11 protein-coding genes and 2 pseudogenes are annotated in these 15900 nt (G+C 65.8%); 8 read left to right on the top strand and 5 right to left on the bottom strand.

All coding sequences use genetic code 11. The features are described 5' to 3' along the window. Nucleotides 1-102 precede the first annotated feature (102 nt). From ABEA77_RS19245 to ABEA77_RS19220, 6 genes are all read left to right on the top strand, one after another. Complete coding sequence (locus ABEA77_RS19245; RefSeq protein ID WP_345648919.1) at nucleotides 103-516, top strand: very short patch repair endonuclease; 414 nt, start codon at nucleotides 103-105, stop codon at nucleotides 514-516. 63 nt (nucleotides 517-579) lie between these two features. Then, complete coding sequence (locus ABEA77_RS19240) at nucleotides 580-2115, top strand: ATP-binding protein (RefSeq protein ID WP_345648832.1); 1536 nt, start codon at nucleotides 580-582, stop codon at nucleotides 2113-2115. Continuing rightward, nucleotides 2108-3088, top strand: coding sequence for a PD-(D/E)XK motif protein (locus ABEA77_RS19235; RefSeq protein WP_345648829.1), 981 nt, complete (start codon nucleotides 2108-2110; stop codon nucleotides 3086-3088). The genes ABEA77_RS19240 and ABEA77_RS19235 overlap by 8 nt, the downstream gene beginning before the upstream one ends. 16 nt (nucleotides 3089-3104) lie before the next feature. Further along, nucleotides 3105-6044, top strand: coding sequence for a Z1 domain-containing protein (locus tag ABEA77_RS19230; RefSeq protein ID WP_345648826.1), 2940 nt, complete (start codon nucleotides 3105-3107; stop codon nucleotides 6042-6044). A gap of 99 nt (nucleotides 6045-6143) precedes the next feature. Beyond that, a complete protein-coding gene (locus ABEA77_RS19225) occupies nucleotides 6144-7154 on the top strand; it encodes a DNA cytosine methyltransferase (RefSeq protein WP_345648823.1) in 1011 nt (336 codons plus the stop codon). Between the two features lie 236 nt (nucleotides 7155-7390). Beyond that, nucleotides 7391-8467 carry a DNA cytosine methyltransferase gene (locus ABEA77_RS19220; RefSeq protein WP_345648820.1) on the top strand — a complete coding sequence of 359 codons (1077 nt, stop codon included), beginning with the start codon at nucleotides 7391-7393 and terminating at the stop codon, nucleotides 8465-8467. A gap of 117 nt (nucleotides 8468-8584) precedes the next feature. On the opposite strand, the pseudogene ABEA77_RS34010 reads toward ABEA77_RS19220, so the two are convergent. From ABEA77_RS34010 to ABEA77_RS19200, 5 genes and pseudogenes are all read right to left on the bottom strand, one after another. After that, nucleotides 8585-8986 (bottom strand): annotated as a pseudogene (locus tag ABEA77_RS34010) (helix-turn-helix domain-containing protein); the annotation flags it as partial. 74 nt (nucleotides 8987-9060) lie between these two features. Continuing rightward, a pseudogene (locus ABEA77_RS19215) lies at nucleotides 9061-10267 on the bottom strand (ISAzo13 family transposase); the annotation flags it as partial. Nucleotides 10268-10321: 54 nt separating this feature from the next. Further along, nucleotides 10322-11206, bottom strand: a complete 885-nt coding sequence (locus tag ABEA77_RS19210) for a DUF6339 family protein (protein WP_345648917.1) — start codon at nucleotides 11204-11206, stop codon at nucleotides 10322-10324. A 2-nt stretch (nucleotides 11207-11208) separates the two neighbouring features. Beyond that, nucleotides 11209-12174, bottom strand: a complete 966-nt coding sequence (locus ABEA77_RS19205) for a hypothetical protein (protein ID WP_345648817.1) — start codon at nucleotides 12172-12174, stop codon at nucleotides 11209-11211. After that, entirely contained in the window at nucleotides 12171-14219 is a 2049-nt protein-coding gene (locus tag ABEA77_RS19200) for a helix-turn-helix domain-containing protein (protein WP_345648914.1), read from the bottom strand. The genes ABEA77_RS19205 and ABEA77_RS19200 overlap by 4 nt, the downstream gene beginning before the upstream one ends. 390 nt (nucleotides 14220-14609) lie before the next feature. Here ABEA77_RS19200 and ABEA77_RS19195 point away from each other — a divergent pair, with 390 nt between their 5' ends. Together ABEA77_RS19195 and ABEA77_RS19190 are read left to right on the top strand one after the other, a co-directional pair. Then, nucleotides 14610-14822 carry a hypothetical protein gene (locus tag ABEA77_RS19195; RefSeq protein ID WP_345648815.1) on the top strand — a complete coding sequence of 71 codons (213 nt, stop codon included), beginning with the start codon at nucleotides 14610-14612 and terminating at the stop codon, nucleotides 14820-14822. A 189-nt stretch (nucleotides 14823-15011) separates the two neighbouring features. Continuing rightward, a complete protein-coding gene (locus ABEA77_RS19190) occupies nucleotides 15012-15806 on the top strand; it encodes a histidine phosphatase family protein (RefSeq protein WP_345648812.1) in 795 nt (264 codons plus the stop codon). Nucleotides 15807-15900: the final 94 nt, after the last annotated feature.

Here is a 15900-nt window from a genome sequence, read left to right as displayed (position 1 = left end):
GCACGGTCAAAGGTCCGTCCACCCCTCCCGCGACCTTGCCTCCGCTGGCACAATGTGCAGGTGACTGGTCCGGTTCCCTCTTCCGCCGCCGTCTCCGGCCGTATGAGCCGACAGGGCTCCCGAGACACGGCACCGGAAGTCGCCGTCCGCAAACTCCTCCACTCGGCAGGTCTGCGCTACCGCGTGAACCATCGTGTCCCCGGCATGCCTCGCCGAACCATGGACATTGCCTTCGGACCAGCCAAACTCGCCGTGTTTCTGGACGGTTGCTTCTGGCACGGCTGTCCTGTGCACGCCACCCACCCCAAGGCCAACGCCGACTGGTGGCGCCAGAAGCTGGCGAAGAACATGGCGCGGGACCTCGAGACGACCCGCCATCTGGAAAAAGAAGGTTGGACGGTTCTTCGGTTCTGGGAGCACGAGGCTCCCGTGGCCGTCGCAGAGGACATCGCACGAAAACGGGAGGCCCTGCTCAGAGCAGCACGCCGCCCTCGCCGGGCACAGGCGCATGACTGAAATCCCCCACATCCCCCTGCACCCTGGACCAAGCCATTCACCCATCACCTTCGTGAGGCGAACATGAGCGACGACTGGAAGTTCGATGTCCCCGTCACCGGCAGCAAGCTTCTCCCGCCGGACGCTCGCTACATGGAAGGGCTGAGCAGTCAGGGGTACGGGTTCGAGGTCGCTCTCGCGGATCTGGTCGACAACTCCGTCGATGCCGGGGCAAAGGACGTCGTTATCCACTTCCTACGAGACGGTGACGAACTCGTGAGTCTGCTCGTGGTGGACGACGGGGCCGGTATGGACGACGCGGCCCTCGACGTGGCCATGACGGTGGGAGGTCGACGCGACTACGCGCCCGGGGCCTTGGGGATGTTCGGCACGGGTCTGAAATCCGCGTCTCTCAGCCACGCGTCGGCAGTGACCGTGGTGAGCACCACGAAACGCACTCGGGCAGCAGGCCGGCGTTGGCGTCTTCAAAGGGCGATGTCGAACTTCGAGTGCGACATCGTGGACGCCGACTACGCGCAAATCCTCATCGACCGCTACGACAACGGCCGGCCCATCCGATGGCAGGGAACAATCGTCCGCTGGGACGGAGTGAAGGACTTCCCCAAGCACGGTGGCGGCGGCCAGACGGACCGCTACCTCCATCGGACGATCAACAAACTGGGTTTGCACCTGGGGCTCCACCTGCACCGCTTCCTTGCGAGAGACGACTTCAACATCACCGTCGCAGTGGAGGACGTTCGTACAGGCACCGTCTACACAAGCTTCGGCGTACAACCCCTGGACCCCTTCGGCTACCCCGTGTCCGGCCACCCCGACTATCCGACGGCGTTCACGGCTTCAACGCCCGAACTGGGCCGAACGCGACTCGACGCCCACATCTGGACACCGAAGTCCAACCTGGACGAATACAGGGCCGTCGGTTCCGTCATGGAGCGTCAAGGGTTCTACTTCTACCGCAATGACAGGCTCGTCCAGGCAGGTGGTTGGAACAACTTCCGTCAACCAGAGCAGCATCTCTCGCTCGCCCGTGTGGCGGTGGAGCTCCCTGACCGCACCGGAGACGTCTTCCGCCTCACGGTGAAGAAGTCGGGTGTCGACACCACCCCCGAGTTCGCGACCGCGCTGGAGAGCGCCACCAGTCCCACCGGTCGCGCCTTCGTCGACTACCTGAGCACAGCAGAAAGCGTCTACCGCGAGGCTCGAAAACGGACAGGGACGACTCGAAGACCCGTAGTGCCACCGGGCACAGGAATCGACCCCGGGGTCAGGGAGACCATCAAGGAAGAGCTGCCTCCCATACCCGGCGAGGAACCCATCGCGATCCGTTGGCAGAAGCTCGGCAACGAGATGTTCTTCTCCGTCGACCGCGAGAACCGAGTCATCCACCTGAATCAGCGGTACAGGTCGGCCATTCTCGGAGGTCGCCGCGGCGGGCTCAACGACGCCCCGACCCTCAAGTCTCTGATGTATCTGTTGCTCCACGAACTTTTCGAGAGGGACTACAGCGGCAGTCGGGAGAAGGACAATCTCCAGTTGTGGCAATCGATCCTCGTGTCGGCGGCACGGGCAGAGGAAGACAGGATGACCGACAATGACTGAGGGCTACGTCCCGTGGGCCTCAGTGGAGTACTACCTGAGTCGGGGGCAGGGGACGGCCTACAGACTGTCGCCGCCTTCTGCGCACCCCGAGGTCTCCTATGTGATCGAAGACGGGGGACGCGAGATTTCCCTGTACGTCGAACTCGATCCGCGGCGCACTCTGCCGACGTCGCCTCTTCCTCTGATACGGATTGACCAGATCGCCGAGCGAGGCATACGCATGGCCCGGGTGCGGGTCGGACGCCCCGAACTCCTGCGAGACTTCCACGACCTGTTGAACGCAATTGCCGAGCGGATCGTCAAGCACGAGCACACACTCGACCGAGCGTTCCGGGAGACAGTGCGGGCCTGGAGTGAACTGTTGGAGCGCCCCCGGGTGATGCATCCGGAAAGGCGCGTCGGGCTCATGGGAGAGCTGATGGCTCTGGTGTCCATCGCCCGTACGCACGACTGGCACACGGCAATGGGGGCGTGGCGCGGCCCCGATCGCGAGGAACACGACTTCGGGCTGCCCGAATGGGACCTCGAAGTGAAGACGACCGTGTCGGAACGACGACGCCACACAGTGCACGGCCTCGACCAGCTCACTCCGACAGGTACCCGCCCTCTGTGGTTGCTGTCCATACAGATGACACGTGGGGGCGCCGAAGGACGTACCCTCAACGACTCCGTCAACGCGGTGCGCAACATCGTGGCGAACGAGGCCCCCGCAGAACTGGAACGTTACGACGATCGGGTCTCGACCGGTGGTTGGGTGGACTTTCCTCAGGACGACGAACGGTGGCGCCTTCGCAGCACGCCGCTTCTCCTGCTGGTGGACGAGGCCGTGCCCCGCCTGGATGCGTCCGCCATACCGCCCGAGGGGCTCGGCCGCGTCAGCAACGTCTCCTACGCGCTCGATGTCACCGGGTTGAAGGCGTCACCCGACGCACCACCGGCCCTGTGCGAACCGTCCGCCCTCCATCTCCCGTGACCCCGAGGACCCAGCCATGTCGTCTGCTCGCGCGACTCTGCGCGTCGAACTCCACACCAGCGCGCTGAGCGGCATGCCCCTCCGCCCGAAGAACCTCGTCAGTGCGCTCGTGCATCACTCCCAGGACGAGGGAGAGGAGGCGAGGGACCTGGCGACCGAAGAAGACTTCAGGAACGCCCTGTCCCTCGCCCACTCCACCGACCAGTTGGTGGAACTGTGGCGAAGGCACCTCATCCACTGGGACTACGAGAAGAGCCCTTCGTGGACCGCGACCGCGCCCCGCACCGATGAGAGACGCACCGACATCCTCGCGTCCCTGGGGCTGTCCGCGGAGACTGCCGCTGCGCTGACATCCCTCGTCCCCGTGCCGCCTTCCGGCGGCCCGGTGGTGATCAGCGGGACCTTCGTCCCCTGGTACACCCCGCACTCCCGGCAGGGCCGCAGTTGGTACTGGCCGGCCTACCGCCGACTGCTGTCGGAGAAGGGATGGTCCGACGGAGCGGTGACGGAACTGGACGTGGCGACCGACCAGGTCGTCGAGCGCCTCGCCGACCCGACGTCCGAGACCGCGTACCAGTCCAAGGGCCTGGTGGTCGGCTACGTTCAGTCCGGCAAGACCGCGAACTTCACCGGTGTGATCGCGAAGTCAGTGGACGCCGGATACCGCCTCGTGATCGTCCTCGGAGGCACCCTCAATCTCCTCCGTGAACAGACACAGCGGCGTCTCGACATGGAACTCGTGGGCCGAGAGAACATCCTCCGCGGCGCCCCGGAGTACGAGTCCGACTATGCGGACGACCCTGCCTGGGTACAGGGAAAATTTCTCTCACACGGTAATTTTCCCTCCGCGCTCGGCGGATTCGACATCGTCCGGATGACGACGGCCGACAACGACTACAAGAGCCTGCTGCAGGGCATCGTCGCACTGGAGTTCGAGAAGCAGGAACCTACGTTGCCGCTGTACACGCCGAAGAACCTCCACCGTTCCTCGGCCAGGCTGATGGTCGTGAAGAAGAACAAGACCGTCCTCAGCAAGCTGGTGAAGGATCTCAACAAGATCAAGACACCTCTGGGCGAGATCCCCGTTCTCATCATCGATGACGAGGCGGACGAGGCCTCGGTGAACACGGCGAACCCGAACAAGCCCGATGTAGAGCGAACAGCCATAAACGACAAGATCTCCGAGCTGCTCCGCCTTCTACCCAGGGCTCAGTACGTGGGTTACACGGCCACCCCGTTCGCCAATGTATTCATCGACCCCGCGGACGCCCAGGACATCTTTCCGAAAGACTTCATCGTCTCCCTTCCCCGACCCGAGGGCTACATGGGGGTCGAGGACTTCCACGACCTGGACTCGCCTGTCGCACCCTCGGAACGCACTCTGACAAATTCCAACGAGAAGGCGCACGTCCGAGACATCAAACTCGTCTCCGATGAGGACGACACCGTTCTCCGGAACGCTCTGGACATGTTCGTCCTCACTGCGGCAATGAAGCTGTACCGCGAGGCAAATGGATTGGGGGACCGTTACTTCCAACACCATACGATGCTGATTCACGAGTCGGTCCGTACCAAGGACCAGCGGGAGCTTCGCTCGAAGGTCCACAAGCTGTGGTGGTCTGCCGGTTACACCGGGCCGTCCGGGCACGACAGACTGCGTGTGCTTTTCGACACCGACGTCGCCCCCGTGTCGCGGCTGCGCTCCGAGGGCCAGGCAGTGCCCGATTCTTACGATGAACTTGCCCCATATGTCGGCGCTGCCGCCATCCGGATCGGCGGCGACGACCAACCCGTGATTGTGGTCAACGGCGACAGAGACATCGAGAACGGCGAGGCCGACTTCGCCAAACGCTCTCTCTGGAAAATCCTCATCGGGGGACAAAAACTGTCGCGCGGTTTCACCATCGAGGGACTGACCGTCTCCTATTACCGACGGCGTGCCGGCAACGCGTCCACCCTGATGCAGATGGGGCGCTGGTTCGGGTTCCGCGAGGGCTACCGTGATCTCGTACGCCTCTACCTGGGGCGCGGAGAAAGCATGGGCAGCAAGGAGGTCGATCTCTACGACGCGTTCGAGTCCCTCTGCCGCGACGAGGAGAGCTTCCGGGAACAACTCAAGCAATACGCCACCCTCGTCGACGGCGAACCTCAGATCACTCCGGCAGACATGCCTCCACTCGTCTCGCAGCACCTTTCGTGGCTGAAACCCACCAGCGCCAACAAGATGTACAACGCGCGCGTGGTCGAACTGGGCAGGCCCGGGAAGTGGGAGGAGCCGACCTGGTATCCGTCGGAGACGCGCCAACTGCGTCACAACACCGAACTCTGGCTGCCAATTATGGAGTCCCTTTCCGTGGAAACACAGGAGTTTGCCTACTTCGGCGAAGGAGAGCAGAGTACGCACCACAGGTTCAATGCCCTCACGGGAATTTTGCCGGCCACGGAATTCCTCGCTGTTCTCGAATCATTGAAATGGGATGCAAGTGGGCGGTTCGAGCCGCATCTGACCTACGTGAAGGAAATCACGCGGGCCTTGCCCACGAAGGTCGACGACTGGCTCGTGCTGGCGCCCCAGCACGCTTCCCAGGGAAGACGGGCAGGCATCGGCGACCTACCGAGGCTCCTCTCGTGGTTCGCGCGTGAGAGGCGCCGCGGTGAGGCTCTCGGCGCCATCCGCGACCCGAAACACCGCGCCCCTGCCCTGCGCATCGCCGGGAGCCTGCCGTACGGCGGCAACGACACGACGGAGCATTACGTGTCCGACCGGCGCGGGGTGGTCGTGTTGTATCCCGTGGTTCTTCCGGACGACCGGCCTCACGTGGAAGCGACCCAAAAAGTGGATCCGGGAAAGCTCGTCATGGCGTTCGCCTTCGTCGCTCCCGCCTCCGCGCACACCAGCGACGGCAAGATCGTCCGATTCGTCGTCAACACCCCGCCCAAGGACGGCCCCCGGTGACCGCCACCGGTGCGAAGTCGACGACGGATCCCCGTCCCTACGGCACGTGATCCCCGTCTACGATGGGAAAGGCAACGGTCGACAGGGGAGAATGCATTCATGCGGCAGAACGCACTCACGGTCATCGAGCTGTGTGCCGGCGTCGGCGGTCAGGCGCTCGGTCTCGAACAGGCCGGATTTTGCGTGACTGCCGTTGTGGACGCCGATGCGGACACTTGCCGGACTCTCTCGACGAACCGCCCCGAATGGCACCCCATCTGCGACGACCTCCGGCGGATGGAACCCGTGGAGCATCCCTCGTTGGATCACGCGGACGTACTGAGCTGCGGTCTGCCGCGATCGCCCTACAGCGAGGCAGGCAAACAGCTGGGAGACGCCGACAGCAGGGACGCACTCCAGGCGACTCTGGACATGGCGTCCTGGGTGAGACCCCGTGCCCTGCTTCTGGAGAACATCCCTACATTCCTGCGCGCGCCGAAGTTCGAGAAGCAGCGTCGCGCCGTTCGGGACGCCGCCGAGGATCTCGGCTACGAGGTGGTGTCCACGGTCCTGGACGCGACGGACTTCGGCGTGCCGCAACGGCGCAAGCATGCCTTTCTCGTCGCCATGCGCCCGGAAGATCTGAGCCGATTCTCGTGGCCTCTGCCGACGAGTACGCGGTGCCCCACTCTGGGAGAGACCCTGCGCGCTTCCATGGCCGCGCGCGGCTGGCCCGAGGCCGACAAGTGGGCCGCCGACGCCTCCGAGCCCGCTCCATTGATCATGGGAGGGGCCACAGGACGTGGTGGCGCCGATCTGGGGGCCACCCGGGCGAAGAAGCTGTGGGCCCGTCAGGGCGTCTACGGCGGGAGCATCGGTGATGCGGTTCCGGACCGCGACTTCAGACTGGACCGCACTGGCGCACTGCGCGACGGTCTCCCGCGACTGACCGTCGACCAGGTGAGCCTGCTCCAGAGCATGCCCGAGGACTGGAGGATTTACGGGAAGAAGACGTCCGCATACCGACAGGTGAGCCAGGCCACGCCCCCGCCCGTCGCCCGAGCCGTGGGACTTCGCATCGCGGCAGCCCTGCGCGAATCGGATTCTCCAGGAATCCGGCGCGACCTCTGAATTTCGCGGGGTCCAACGGCGTCGGGTCCGGACGGGTCGTCGTCCTTCGACGGGCTGTCCACCAAACCGGCGCATTCCCTGCCAGTGGTCCTCCGCGTCACGTCGGTATACTGCGGCATCAGCCTCCTGTCGGGGGCTTTTCCCTGTCCAGCCATGACCAACCACCCAAGGGGCGGGGGGATCACACCACCAGTGAGCCTGCTTCGCCGCCCCTGACCCACCCCTCGGGAGAGCACGTGCAAGGCGTCCGCATCGTTGACTTGTTCGCCGGGCCCGGTGGACTCGATGTCGCAGCGGACCAGCTGGGGATCCCGTCGATCGGGATCGAATGGGACGACGACGCATGTGCCACGCGGCGTGCCAACGGGTTGCAAACGATCCAGGGGGACGTCAGGGAGTTCGGGCCGCAGGAGCAGCCTTTCGTCGGGGCCACCGTCCTGGCGGGCGGGCCCCCCTGCCAGACCTACACCGTGGCCGGGACCGGCGCCGGCCGCAGAGCGCTCGATGACGTGATCGCTCTCGCGCGAAGCATGGCGGCCCGCGAGAACGTCAAGGACCACGTGGCTGAGCGACTCGACGCTCCCACGGGGGACGTCCGCACCGGGCTGGTGCTGGAACCGTTGCGGTGGGCTCTCGAAGCCGCGGACGCAGGCGCCCCGTACCGGGCGATCGTTCTTGAGCAGGTGCCTGCGGTGCTCCCGGTCTGGCTGGAAGTGGTGCGAGTACTCAAGAAGGAAGGGTACACAGCCACTGCCGAAGTACTGAACGCCGAGATGTACGGGGTACCGCAGACACGCCGCCGCGCTGTACTGATCGCCTGGCTCGAAAGTGAGGGGCGAGGAGAAGCACGCATGCCCGAGCCAACTCATCAGGGCTATCGCAAAGGTGTACCACCGGTCTCAGGCGCCGCAAAGCCCCTCCCCTGGGTTCCCATGCGCCAGGTGATCACCCGGCCCGAGCGGTTCGAGGTGGTCTCCAACTACGGCACGGGCGGAGACCCGAAAGAGCGGGGACGTCGCCGCTACGACGAGCCGTCGGCAACGGTGACAGGAAAGGTGTCACGCAACAGGGTCGTCTCACTGTCGGGCGACGACCTCGATCGATTCAGCAACGAGGAAGCCGGGGCGCTTCAGACTTTTCCCCCCAGTTTCAAGTGGCGGGGACGCAACATCGCCCAACAGATCGGGAACGCAATTCCTCCACGACTGGCCAAACACGTGCTCGCCACCGCTCTGGGTTTGGCTCTCCATCCCGAGAACACCGAAGTGATCGGTACTGTCGAGCCACGTCCCGTCCAGGAAATGCTCGGTTGACTCCAGGCAGGTGTCCACTGTCCGAGCCGTCGGCGCGGTGAAGGACAGCGTCTCGGACTATGTCGGCCGGTATTCCGGGTAGTCGGTGCCCGGCGGTCCCTAAGGGCTCGCAGAGAATCAACATGCTGACTTGATCTCTGTGGGGTTGCTGTTCGTGAGAAACGCGGTGACGTCGGCGGTGTGCGGAACCTGGCTGTTGAGGGTCGAACGGTGCAGCCGTGGTCGGCGATTAGGGGCTGGATTTGGTGGACGGCCCTGGTGATGGTGCTGCCGTTGACGCCGAGGAGCTGGGCGATCAGGTCTCGTGTTCCGAGTTCGCGCAGGTAGAGAACGGTGGCCAGGACTCGGTCGGCGGTGGGTCAGCTTGTCCTTGGCGCCGGCCCCACGAGCCCGGATACGGTCTCCTCCTCGCTGCTGTGACCGCTCGCGTTCACGTAGCTCATCGAGTTTCTGGGACAGCTGGTCGACGAGCTCGTCCAGTGCCGCTTCGGTCATGCCGGTCAGTTCCGGGTTGCGCAGACCGCCGGCTCGGGACTGAGGCGGCAGGCCCCCGGCTGACCTCGGGGCCTCGCCGCGCCGGTCGTGTCGCCCTGTTGTGGGTGGAGGGTGTAGTTCCAGTCTCCGTGGAAGCGGTGGCGGCGCATGGGTAGTGCGTCGATGTCTGTGTCGGTGACCTTGATGCCGGTGTCGTAGGTGCCCGGGTCGAGTTCCGCGTGGACTCTCAGCCCAGTGTGGGTAGTGGTTGCCTTGATGCTGTTCACGATGACGTCGTGGCTGGTCAGGGGCCTGCCACGCCAGTTCATGGAGATGTGGGAGAAAAGCCGGTGCTCCATCTTGTTCCACTTCGAGGTGCCCGGAGGCACGTGGCAGACCGTGACCTCCAGGCCCGTCTCGGCGGCCGGCGCGGCAAGTTCGGCCTTCCAGGCGCGCGTGCGGTATTCGTTGGAGCCGCCTGCGTCCGCGGTGATCAGTAGCCGGGCGGCCCGAGGGGAGTCGTGACTGCCACGGGCTTGCCACCAGCGGCGGATCGAGGCAACGGCGAATGCTGCCGTGTCATGGCGGTGCCGATGCTGACCCAGCCGGTGTTCGCGGCGACGTCGTAGATCCCGTAGGGGATCGCCGTGCCGGGTCCCTGCCGGTCCAGGAAGTCATGGGTCCTGACCTGGGCCGGAGCTCCCTCGATTCCCACTCACGACCCCCGTTCTTGTAGGGGCCGACCAGTTCCTTCTTCTTGGTGTCCACGCTGATCACCGGGTCGCCGGCGCCCATGTGTTCCTTGGCCCGGTCGTTGATGTAGTGGAACTGGGCATCCCGGTCGGGATGCTGGGCACCTTCGAGGGGTCTTGGCGTTGGCCTGGAGGCTGAATCCCTCCTCCCACAGAAGGTCGGCGACGGTATCCGCCGAGACACGGTGGCCCTGCCTGGTGAGCTCGTCGGCGAGTCTGCGGGTGGACTTCGTCGTCCAGCGCAGCGGCGACATCGGGTCCCCGCGCATGTCGGGCTCGACCAGCGCCAACAGCGCGGGAAGCAGTTCTGGATCCACCTCGGCCGCCCGCTTGCGCCCACCACCAGGGCGGCGGACCCGACGCAGCGGTTCCGCCCCGGCCTCCAGTTCGTCCACGCCCTTGCGGACTGTGGTCTCGCTGACTTGGGCCACCTGGACGACCGCCCGGATCCCGCCGTGGCCCAGGATCCTGGCCTCGGCCCCATCAGTAGACGACGCTGCCTCTCGTCCAAGTGTGGGAACAACACCGCGTACTTCAGGCCGAGTTGATCACGAACTTCGCTAGAAATGCGCATACCACACCAACGAGCCGAAATCCTGGAAGCAACACGTCGATTCTCTGCGAGCCCTTAGCGACCATCTTCCTCCCCTGCGCCCGCCTGCCTGCCCCGCACCGGAGCTTCGGCGAACAGATCCTGGAACCAGGCCGTCAGCCTTTCGGCGCTTTGGTGAGGAACACTGCCGTCCTTGGGACCGACCGGCAAGGTCTCATAAGGAATCGCCGTGCTGCCCGCCTCGGAGATCCATTCCTCCAAAGCCTCCACGTCCTGCAGCTCGTCGGGAGCCAACACCTCGTAGATCAAGGTTGCCGCCGCCGCATTGGCCGCAGAGGCGGCGGCATTGATGTCGCGGCCCGTCCGTACCAGGTTCTTCCGCTGGAGCCTCAACAGTGCCTGCGCTGTCGGCCGGTGCCGTACCATCTCCTGCCTCAGTACGGTGTTCAAGAAGTCCTGGTTTCCACAGGCGAGTTCGACAGGCGCATAGTTCGACCCGTCTCTGAAGAGTTCTGCCGCCCACCAAAGCCGCGAAAAGCACTGAAGATCCCAGCGGCCCGCGAACCGAACGGCCTGAGCCACCCGCCACAGCCCATTGTTCTCCCTGCCCCAACGCCAACGGACGAACTCGGGTGCCACGCAGACTCCCAGGAAGTTCCACACACCGGTGTCCGCGGCTTCTGCCCTGGTCATCCGCATGGTGCAATGAAGTCTCGGTGCGAGCCAGGCGTCCGAAGCAGTGGGCTTCTCGCCGAACCTTTCGCGGGACTCCGCAAGGAGCTCGACCACCGGAGCGACGTCCCACCGAATCGACTCGTCGACCGGCGGTTCAGCCCCCGCTCCGAGCGCGAGGTACGAAGGTGATTCCTGGCCCTGGAGGACGCGGGGGGACACTGCTCGCGCGGCCGCGGCATCCGGAAGCCGTCCTATCCTGCCGGGACCTGCCACCCCGTCTGCCATGCTCATCCCTCGCCCCTCGCATCTGCCACGCGTCCCAGCGCCCTGGCCGTATTGACCACGGTCCTCTGCCTCCTCGCCTGTACCCCGGCCGCGTGCATCAAGCGCGCGTGAAGGTCTGGGCCGCTCACTCCCTCCCGGCGACGGGTCACCAACTCGGCAAGAGCCTCCGCCGGCGAATAGTCGGGAAAGAAATCGGGCAACATACGGCGAAGCACTTCCTCCCGCCATCCGCCCGGCCACTGAACCTCGTCCTCTTCGGTGTCGGCCGCGTACAGAGCTGTGTTGAACATGGCGGTCCACGCCTCAGCGGCAATTTGTGTCGCCATGACCTCGCGCACCGCCCTGTGCTCTCCCGAAGAAGGCCCCTGCAGAAGGGCACGAAGTCCTTCGACCGAGGAATTCAGGTAGAGAACGGGCTCGTCCGCCTCGGCCGCAAGCATCCAGGGATCGTCACGCACTTGCGAGAGGTACGGGTGCCTGCCGAAGTCTCTCCACACCATGCGGACAGTCTTGTCACGGGTCGGCTGCTTGGCTTGGAGGTCGGCGGTCCAACGGTCGTCGGCCCGTCCGATCAGACGTCCCGCCACACCGTCGACCTCTGCCACGACCAAGGCGTCGATCTCGGCCCTTCCGACATGTTCCCCCCTCCTGATCTCGATCTCTCCCCTCCAGGTCCCGGGGGCCTCCGCACGAAGCGGAAAGGCCAGTCTGAGATTGGTGCTGCTGTTGCGCAGGGATACCACGCACGTGACGGACTCCCAGGCTCCCGAGGTGAGTTCCTCGGCATTGACCGTCACCGATGTATGAATTCGGATCTCCTGCCAGTCGCGCTTGGCCGAGTGCAGGGCCACAACACGCTCATGATCATTGATGAGACCGAGGCTGAGCGGGATGTTGTCCACCCAGACCTTGCTCACCGTCAGCGCGACACCGCCGGCCAGTATCGGATAGGGGAAAGCTGTTTTCACCTGTCTTGCTCCTCGGCCCTCGGCACATCGACCTCGACACAGGACATCAGGGCTTTCACGGGATGGCTCGTCATGTCGGTGACCCCCCGGAAAACCCCCCGCCGCGCACCCTGACGGAAGCGGAGGTTTCCCTCTCTCGTGAGCTCACAGTCGCGCTCCGGAACGAGAGTGCCGGCCCAACGCACGGCAATGTTGCTGCCCGATCGCACAACGAACCGCGCCACTGGGGCAAGCACCCAGGACTCCGCTCTTTCCGGCAGCTTGACAGTCACACGCAGCTGCCAGGCGCCGGAATCCGAGACGTGTCCGTCAACCGCCTGCACCGTCGGGTAGCCCTGCGCCCGAGCCTTCCGCGGTGCGCTGAGAACCAAAAGGTCGCGCAGGACCTGAGGGCCTTCGTCGATGTCGCTGTCGTCTTCCTGCCCCCGCAGTAGGTCCCGGATCGCTTGATCAGCGGCCTTCTTGAAGTTGAGGAGACTCTGCCGGGCACCACGCACATATGTGGCGGTCAGATCCTCGGTGTTCGTCCAGTCGTTGTGCTCGGGTGGCTCTGCCGCACGCAGGAACTGCTCCGCCGCCACAGCAGCAGGATCCGCCCGCCCTGTGGCGAGCCCCGCCAACAGGACCGCCTGGAAGCGGCGATGGCCGAGCGGAAGATCGCCGACGCGACGGTTCCTCACACTCATCCGCGAGGAGCGCATGTAGGTGAGCTGGTCGGGTTTCGGATCCTGCTCGTCCGTGGGCGTCAGGAGCAGGACGGCCTCGTGGGAGACGTGGCCTCCGCCGCCTGCCTGGACGCCGGACTTGAGCTCGGGGATCTTGAGCGGAATCGGCGCCTGAAGCACGTCGTCCCGAGACGTCAGCGCCTCGACCGTGCGGCCATCGAGAAAGGCCTGCACTGCTCGGGCACGGACGGGCTCGTACTCATGGGGATCGATCTCGCTCTCCACCGTCACCGGCCGACCGTCGCGCCGGGCCCCGACGAGGGCGCGCAATATGGGTCCGGTGCGCTCTCCACCGACCATGGAGGCCCAGAAGTTGGACCCGACGCTCTTTCGCAGCTGGGCGTCCATCTCCTCCAGGCTCTCGGCGCTCCCCGATCCGTCGTAGGCACCGACGACGAGGAACGACGTACCCGGCGCCGGGTCGTCCCGTTGCAAGTAGAGACTTTCGGCAGTGGCCGCGTCCGACCACCAGGAGCGTGCCGTGTTGGCACGGTCCTGGTCCGGTTCACCGAACCACGCCGGTCCTGCGAAGTCCAGGTCGTCGAGCCTGTGCCACGGGAGGTCCAACCTGCCAGCCATGCGGCCCTGGGCCCGTCCCTCCCTCGGCTCGGAAAGTGTGCTGTTGACCAGCACCAGGCCGAAGCGACTCGCACCCCACAGGGCCGCCTTGCCCAATCCGTACGAACCGCCCTGTCCGCCGGCCTTGTCACTGTCCAACGTCCTGCGGATCACCCTCGCGAACCGGCCGTCCTCGTAGTCCGGGCCGGTCAATCCAGAAGCGTTGTAGTCATCGATACGGAGCAGCACAAGGCGCTCCGTCCGCTTCAACTCGTTCAGTCCGTCGACCAACACCCGTCCGGCCTTCTGTCCGGGATTCGCTGCCTGCCGGACGTGCCCCTCGAGCGAGTCCCATCGCAGGGCCGACAGAAAGTCCTGCAACCTCCGGCCGGTCAACTCATGCAAGAGGAAGCGGACTTCGACAGGGCGGTCGTCCAGGAGCCTTTCGTCCAGGCTGTTTTGAGTGGCTTCCCGGGCCAGGACGTCCAGGTTCGCCGCGAAGGCATACGCAGCCACGTTGCCGCCGCTTCTGCTGCCGTCCTCAGGAGCCCTTTGGAACAGCCACTCCAGCTCGGAACGGTCGGCAGCCGGCTGCCGACGGCTTATGGCGTCCGCGACCGTCACACCGAGAGCAGAGGCCAACGCTTCGATCTTCTCGTAACGCGGTTCGGAACGACCGTTCACCCACGCGTTGACGGCCGCCGGAGTCACGCCGACGAGAGCCGCGAAGTCCTTCTGGGACATGTCCCGTCGACGCAACATCTCACCGAGCCACATGTTGAACCCTTGCGCCACAAGCACCCTCATCCCTCGTCAGGAACGAGAGCGTACATCCACTCGGTTTATCAGAGCCACCCAAATGAACAAGTCTGACATCAAGCGAAAGCAATAAGGTACAATTGAGACAAACCCTCCTCTTGGTGCAGGATTGACGACGTCAACATCAGGCCGCTACGCCACTCCCCAGGGGCGTACGCTGACCGCACCGCCTCACCAGGGCCACGACAGGGCGCCTCGAAGGGGGTTGCGTGGAGCACGAGCAGGGCGCGAAAGGCACTTGCACGCGGCCTCATACCGCCAAGACGCCTGAATCGAAATGTACCTTTTCGCACTAATTTACCCTTTACTGGCAACCCTCGAAAGGACCTCGAAGTGCCCGAGCAGGAAATGATCGAGTACAGCGTGTCCGTTCCGGTCGGCTCCACCGCGTCGGTATCGATCGCCCATCGGGCCGAGAGCCTCGTCTACTCCTGCGAAGTGGACGGCACTAGGGTCGACTTGGCCACCCGCCGGTTCCCTGTGGGTGACCCCGACGACGATCTCCGGGGACACGAGGCCGATCCGCCGCAGCAGCACGCCGGTTGACCCGACCTCACACTGACAGGGACGGCCGTCCGCTGTGCACACAGTGAGAATCTGGTACTCGTCCTGGACCAGATGCGGGCGCCCGCCCATGCTGGGAACAGGCACCTCGCACGGCGCAGACGTCCCTGCCGTTCGACGTGCCGCCCGCCCTCCGGGAGACGTGTGCGGGCCGATACGGAGGAGTGGCCGATGGTCCATCACGGCGAGGGGCGACAGGGCCCGGGGCTCGGGCGGTTGAGTGTGGTGCGGCACGGGGAGAGCGTCGCCAACGCGGTGTTCGCGCGGGCCGTGGCCACGGGGGACGCCGGGCTCGTGGTGGAGGGCACGGACGCGCGGGTGGGGTTGTCGGAGCGCGGGGTGCGCGAGGCCCGGGCGCTGGGGCGGTGGCTCGCGGGGGCGGGCGCGGAGCGGCCCGGTCTCGCGGTGGTGTCGCCCTATGTGCGGGCGCGGCAGACCTGGGAGGCGATGGCGGTCGCGGCCGGGCGGGCGGGCGCCGAGGTGCCTGCCGCGCTGGTGGACGAGCGGTTGCGGGACCGGGAGATGGGGGTGCTCGAACTGCTGCCGCCGCCCGCCGTGGCGGCCCGGGCGCCCGAGGAGGCGGCGCGGCGTGAGCGTCTCGGGGAGTGGTTCTACCGGCCGCCCGGCGGGGAGTCGCTCGCCGATGTGGTGCTGCGGGTACGGGACTTCCTCACGGAGCTGCGGGCGGATCCGCCCTGCGCGCACGTGCTGCTGGTGGCCCATGACTCCGTGGCGGTCGCGGTCCGGCAGGTCCTCGCGGGCATCGGCGCCCCACCCGCGCAGGACGTGCCGGTGCCCAACGCCTCGGTGTCGGTGTGGGAGCGCGCCCCCGCGGGCGGGGACTTCGCGGACGGGGGTCCTACGGGCGGCGACCCCGCGGACGGCCGGCGGCTGCGGCTCGTGGAGTTCGGCGGCGTACGGCATCTCGGCGCGGAGTGTGGCCATGGCCGGGGCACGGAGGCCTGACGCCCCGGCGCCCCCGAGCCGCGTTCGGGGAGTGGCGAACTTCTCGCCGGGGGCGGGGGCGCGCCGGTGGGGGCGCTGGTTAGGCTCGGCCGTG

Origin of the sequence: Streptomyces tremellae (assembly GCF_039540215.1) — a bacterium.
Classification (GTDB): Bacteria; Actinomycetota; Actinomycetes; order Streptomycetales; family Streptomycetaceae; genus Streptomyces; species Streptomyces tremellae.
The sequence above is the reverse complement of the archived record's forward strand: the minus strand, read 5'-3'. Positions and strand labels throughout refer to the sequence as shown.

Coding starts and splice junctions, on each gene's coding strand:
- ABEA77_RS19245 (WP_345648919.1), top strand. CDS start 103: ATGAGCCGACAGGGCTCCCGAGACACGGCACCGGAAGTCGCCGTCCGC.
- ABEA77_RS19240 (WP_345648832.1), top strand. CDS start 580: ATGAGCGACGACTGGAAGTTCGATGTCCCCGTCACCGGCAGCAAGCTT.
- ABEA77_RS19235 (WP_345648829.1), top strand. CDS start 2,108: ATGACTGAGGGCTACGTCCCGTGGGCCTCAGTGGAGTACTACCTGAGT.
- ABEA77_RS19230 (WP_345648826.1), top strand. CDS start 3,105: ATGTCGTCTGCTCGCGCGACTCTGCGCGTCGAACTCCACACCAGCGCG.
- ABEA77_RS19225 (WP_345648823.1), top strand. CDS start 6,144: ATGCGGCAGAACGCACTCACGGTCATCGAGCTGTGTGCCGGCGTCGGC.
- ABEA77_RS19210 (WP_345648917.1), bottom strand. CDS start 11,206: ATGGCAGACGGGGTGGCAGGTCCCGGCAGGATAGGACGGCTTCCGGAT.
- ABEA77_RS19200 (WP_345648914.1), bottom strand. CDS start 14,219: ATGTTGCGTCGACGGGACATGTCCCAGAAGGACTTCGCGGCTCTCGTC.
- ABEA77_RS19190 (WP_345648812.1), top strand. CDS start 15,012: ATGGTCCATCACGGCGAGGGGCGACAGGGCCCGGGGCTCGGGCGGTTG.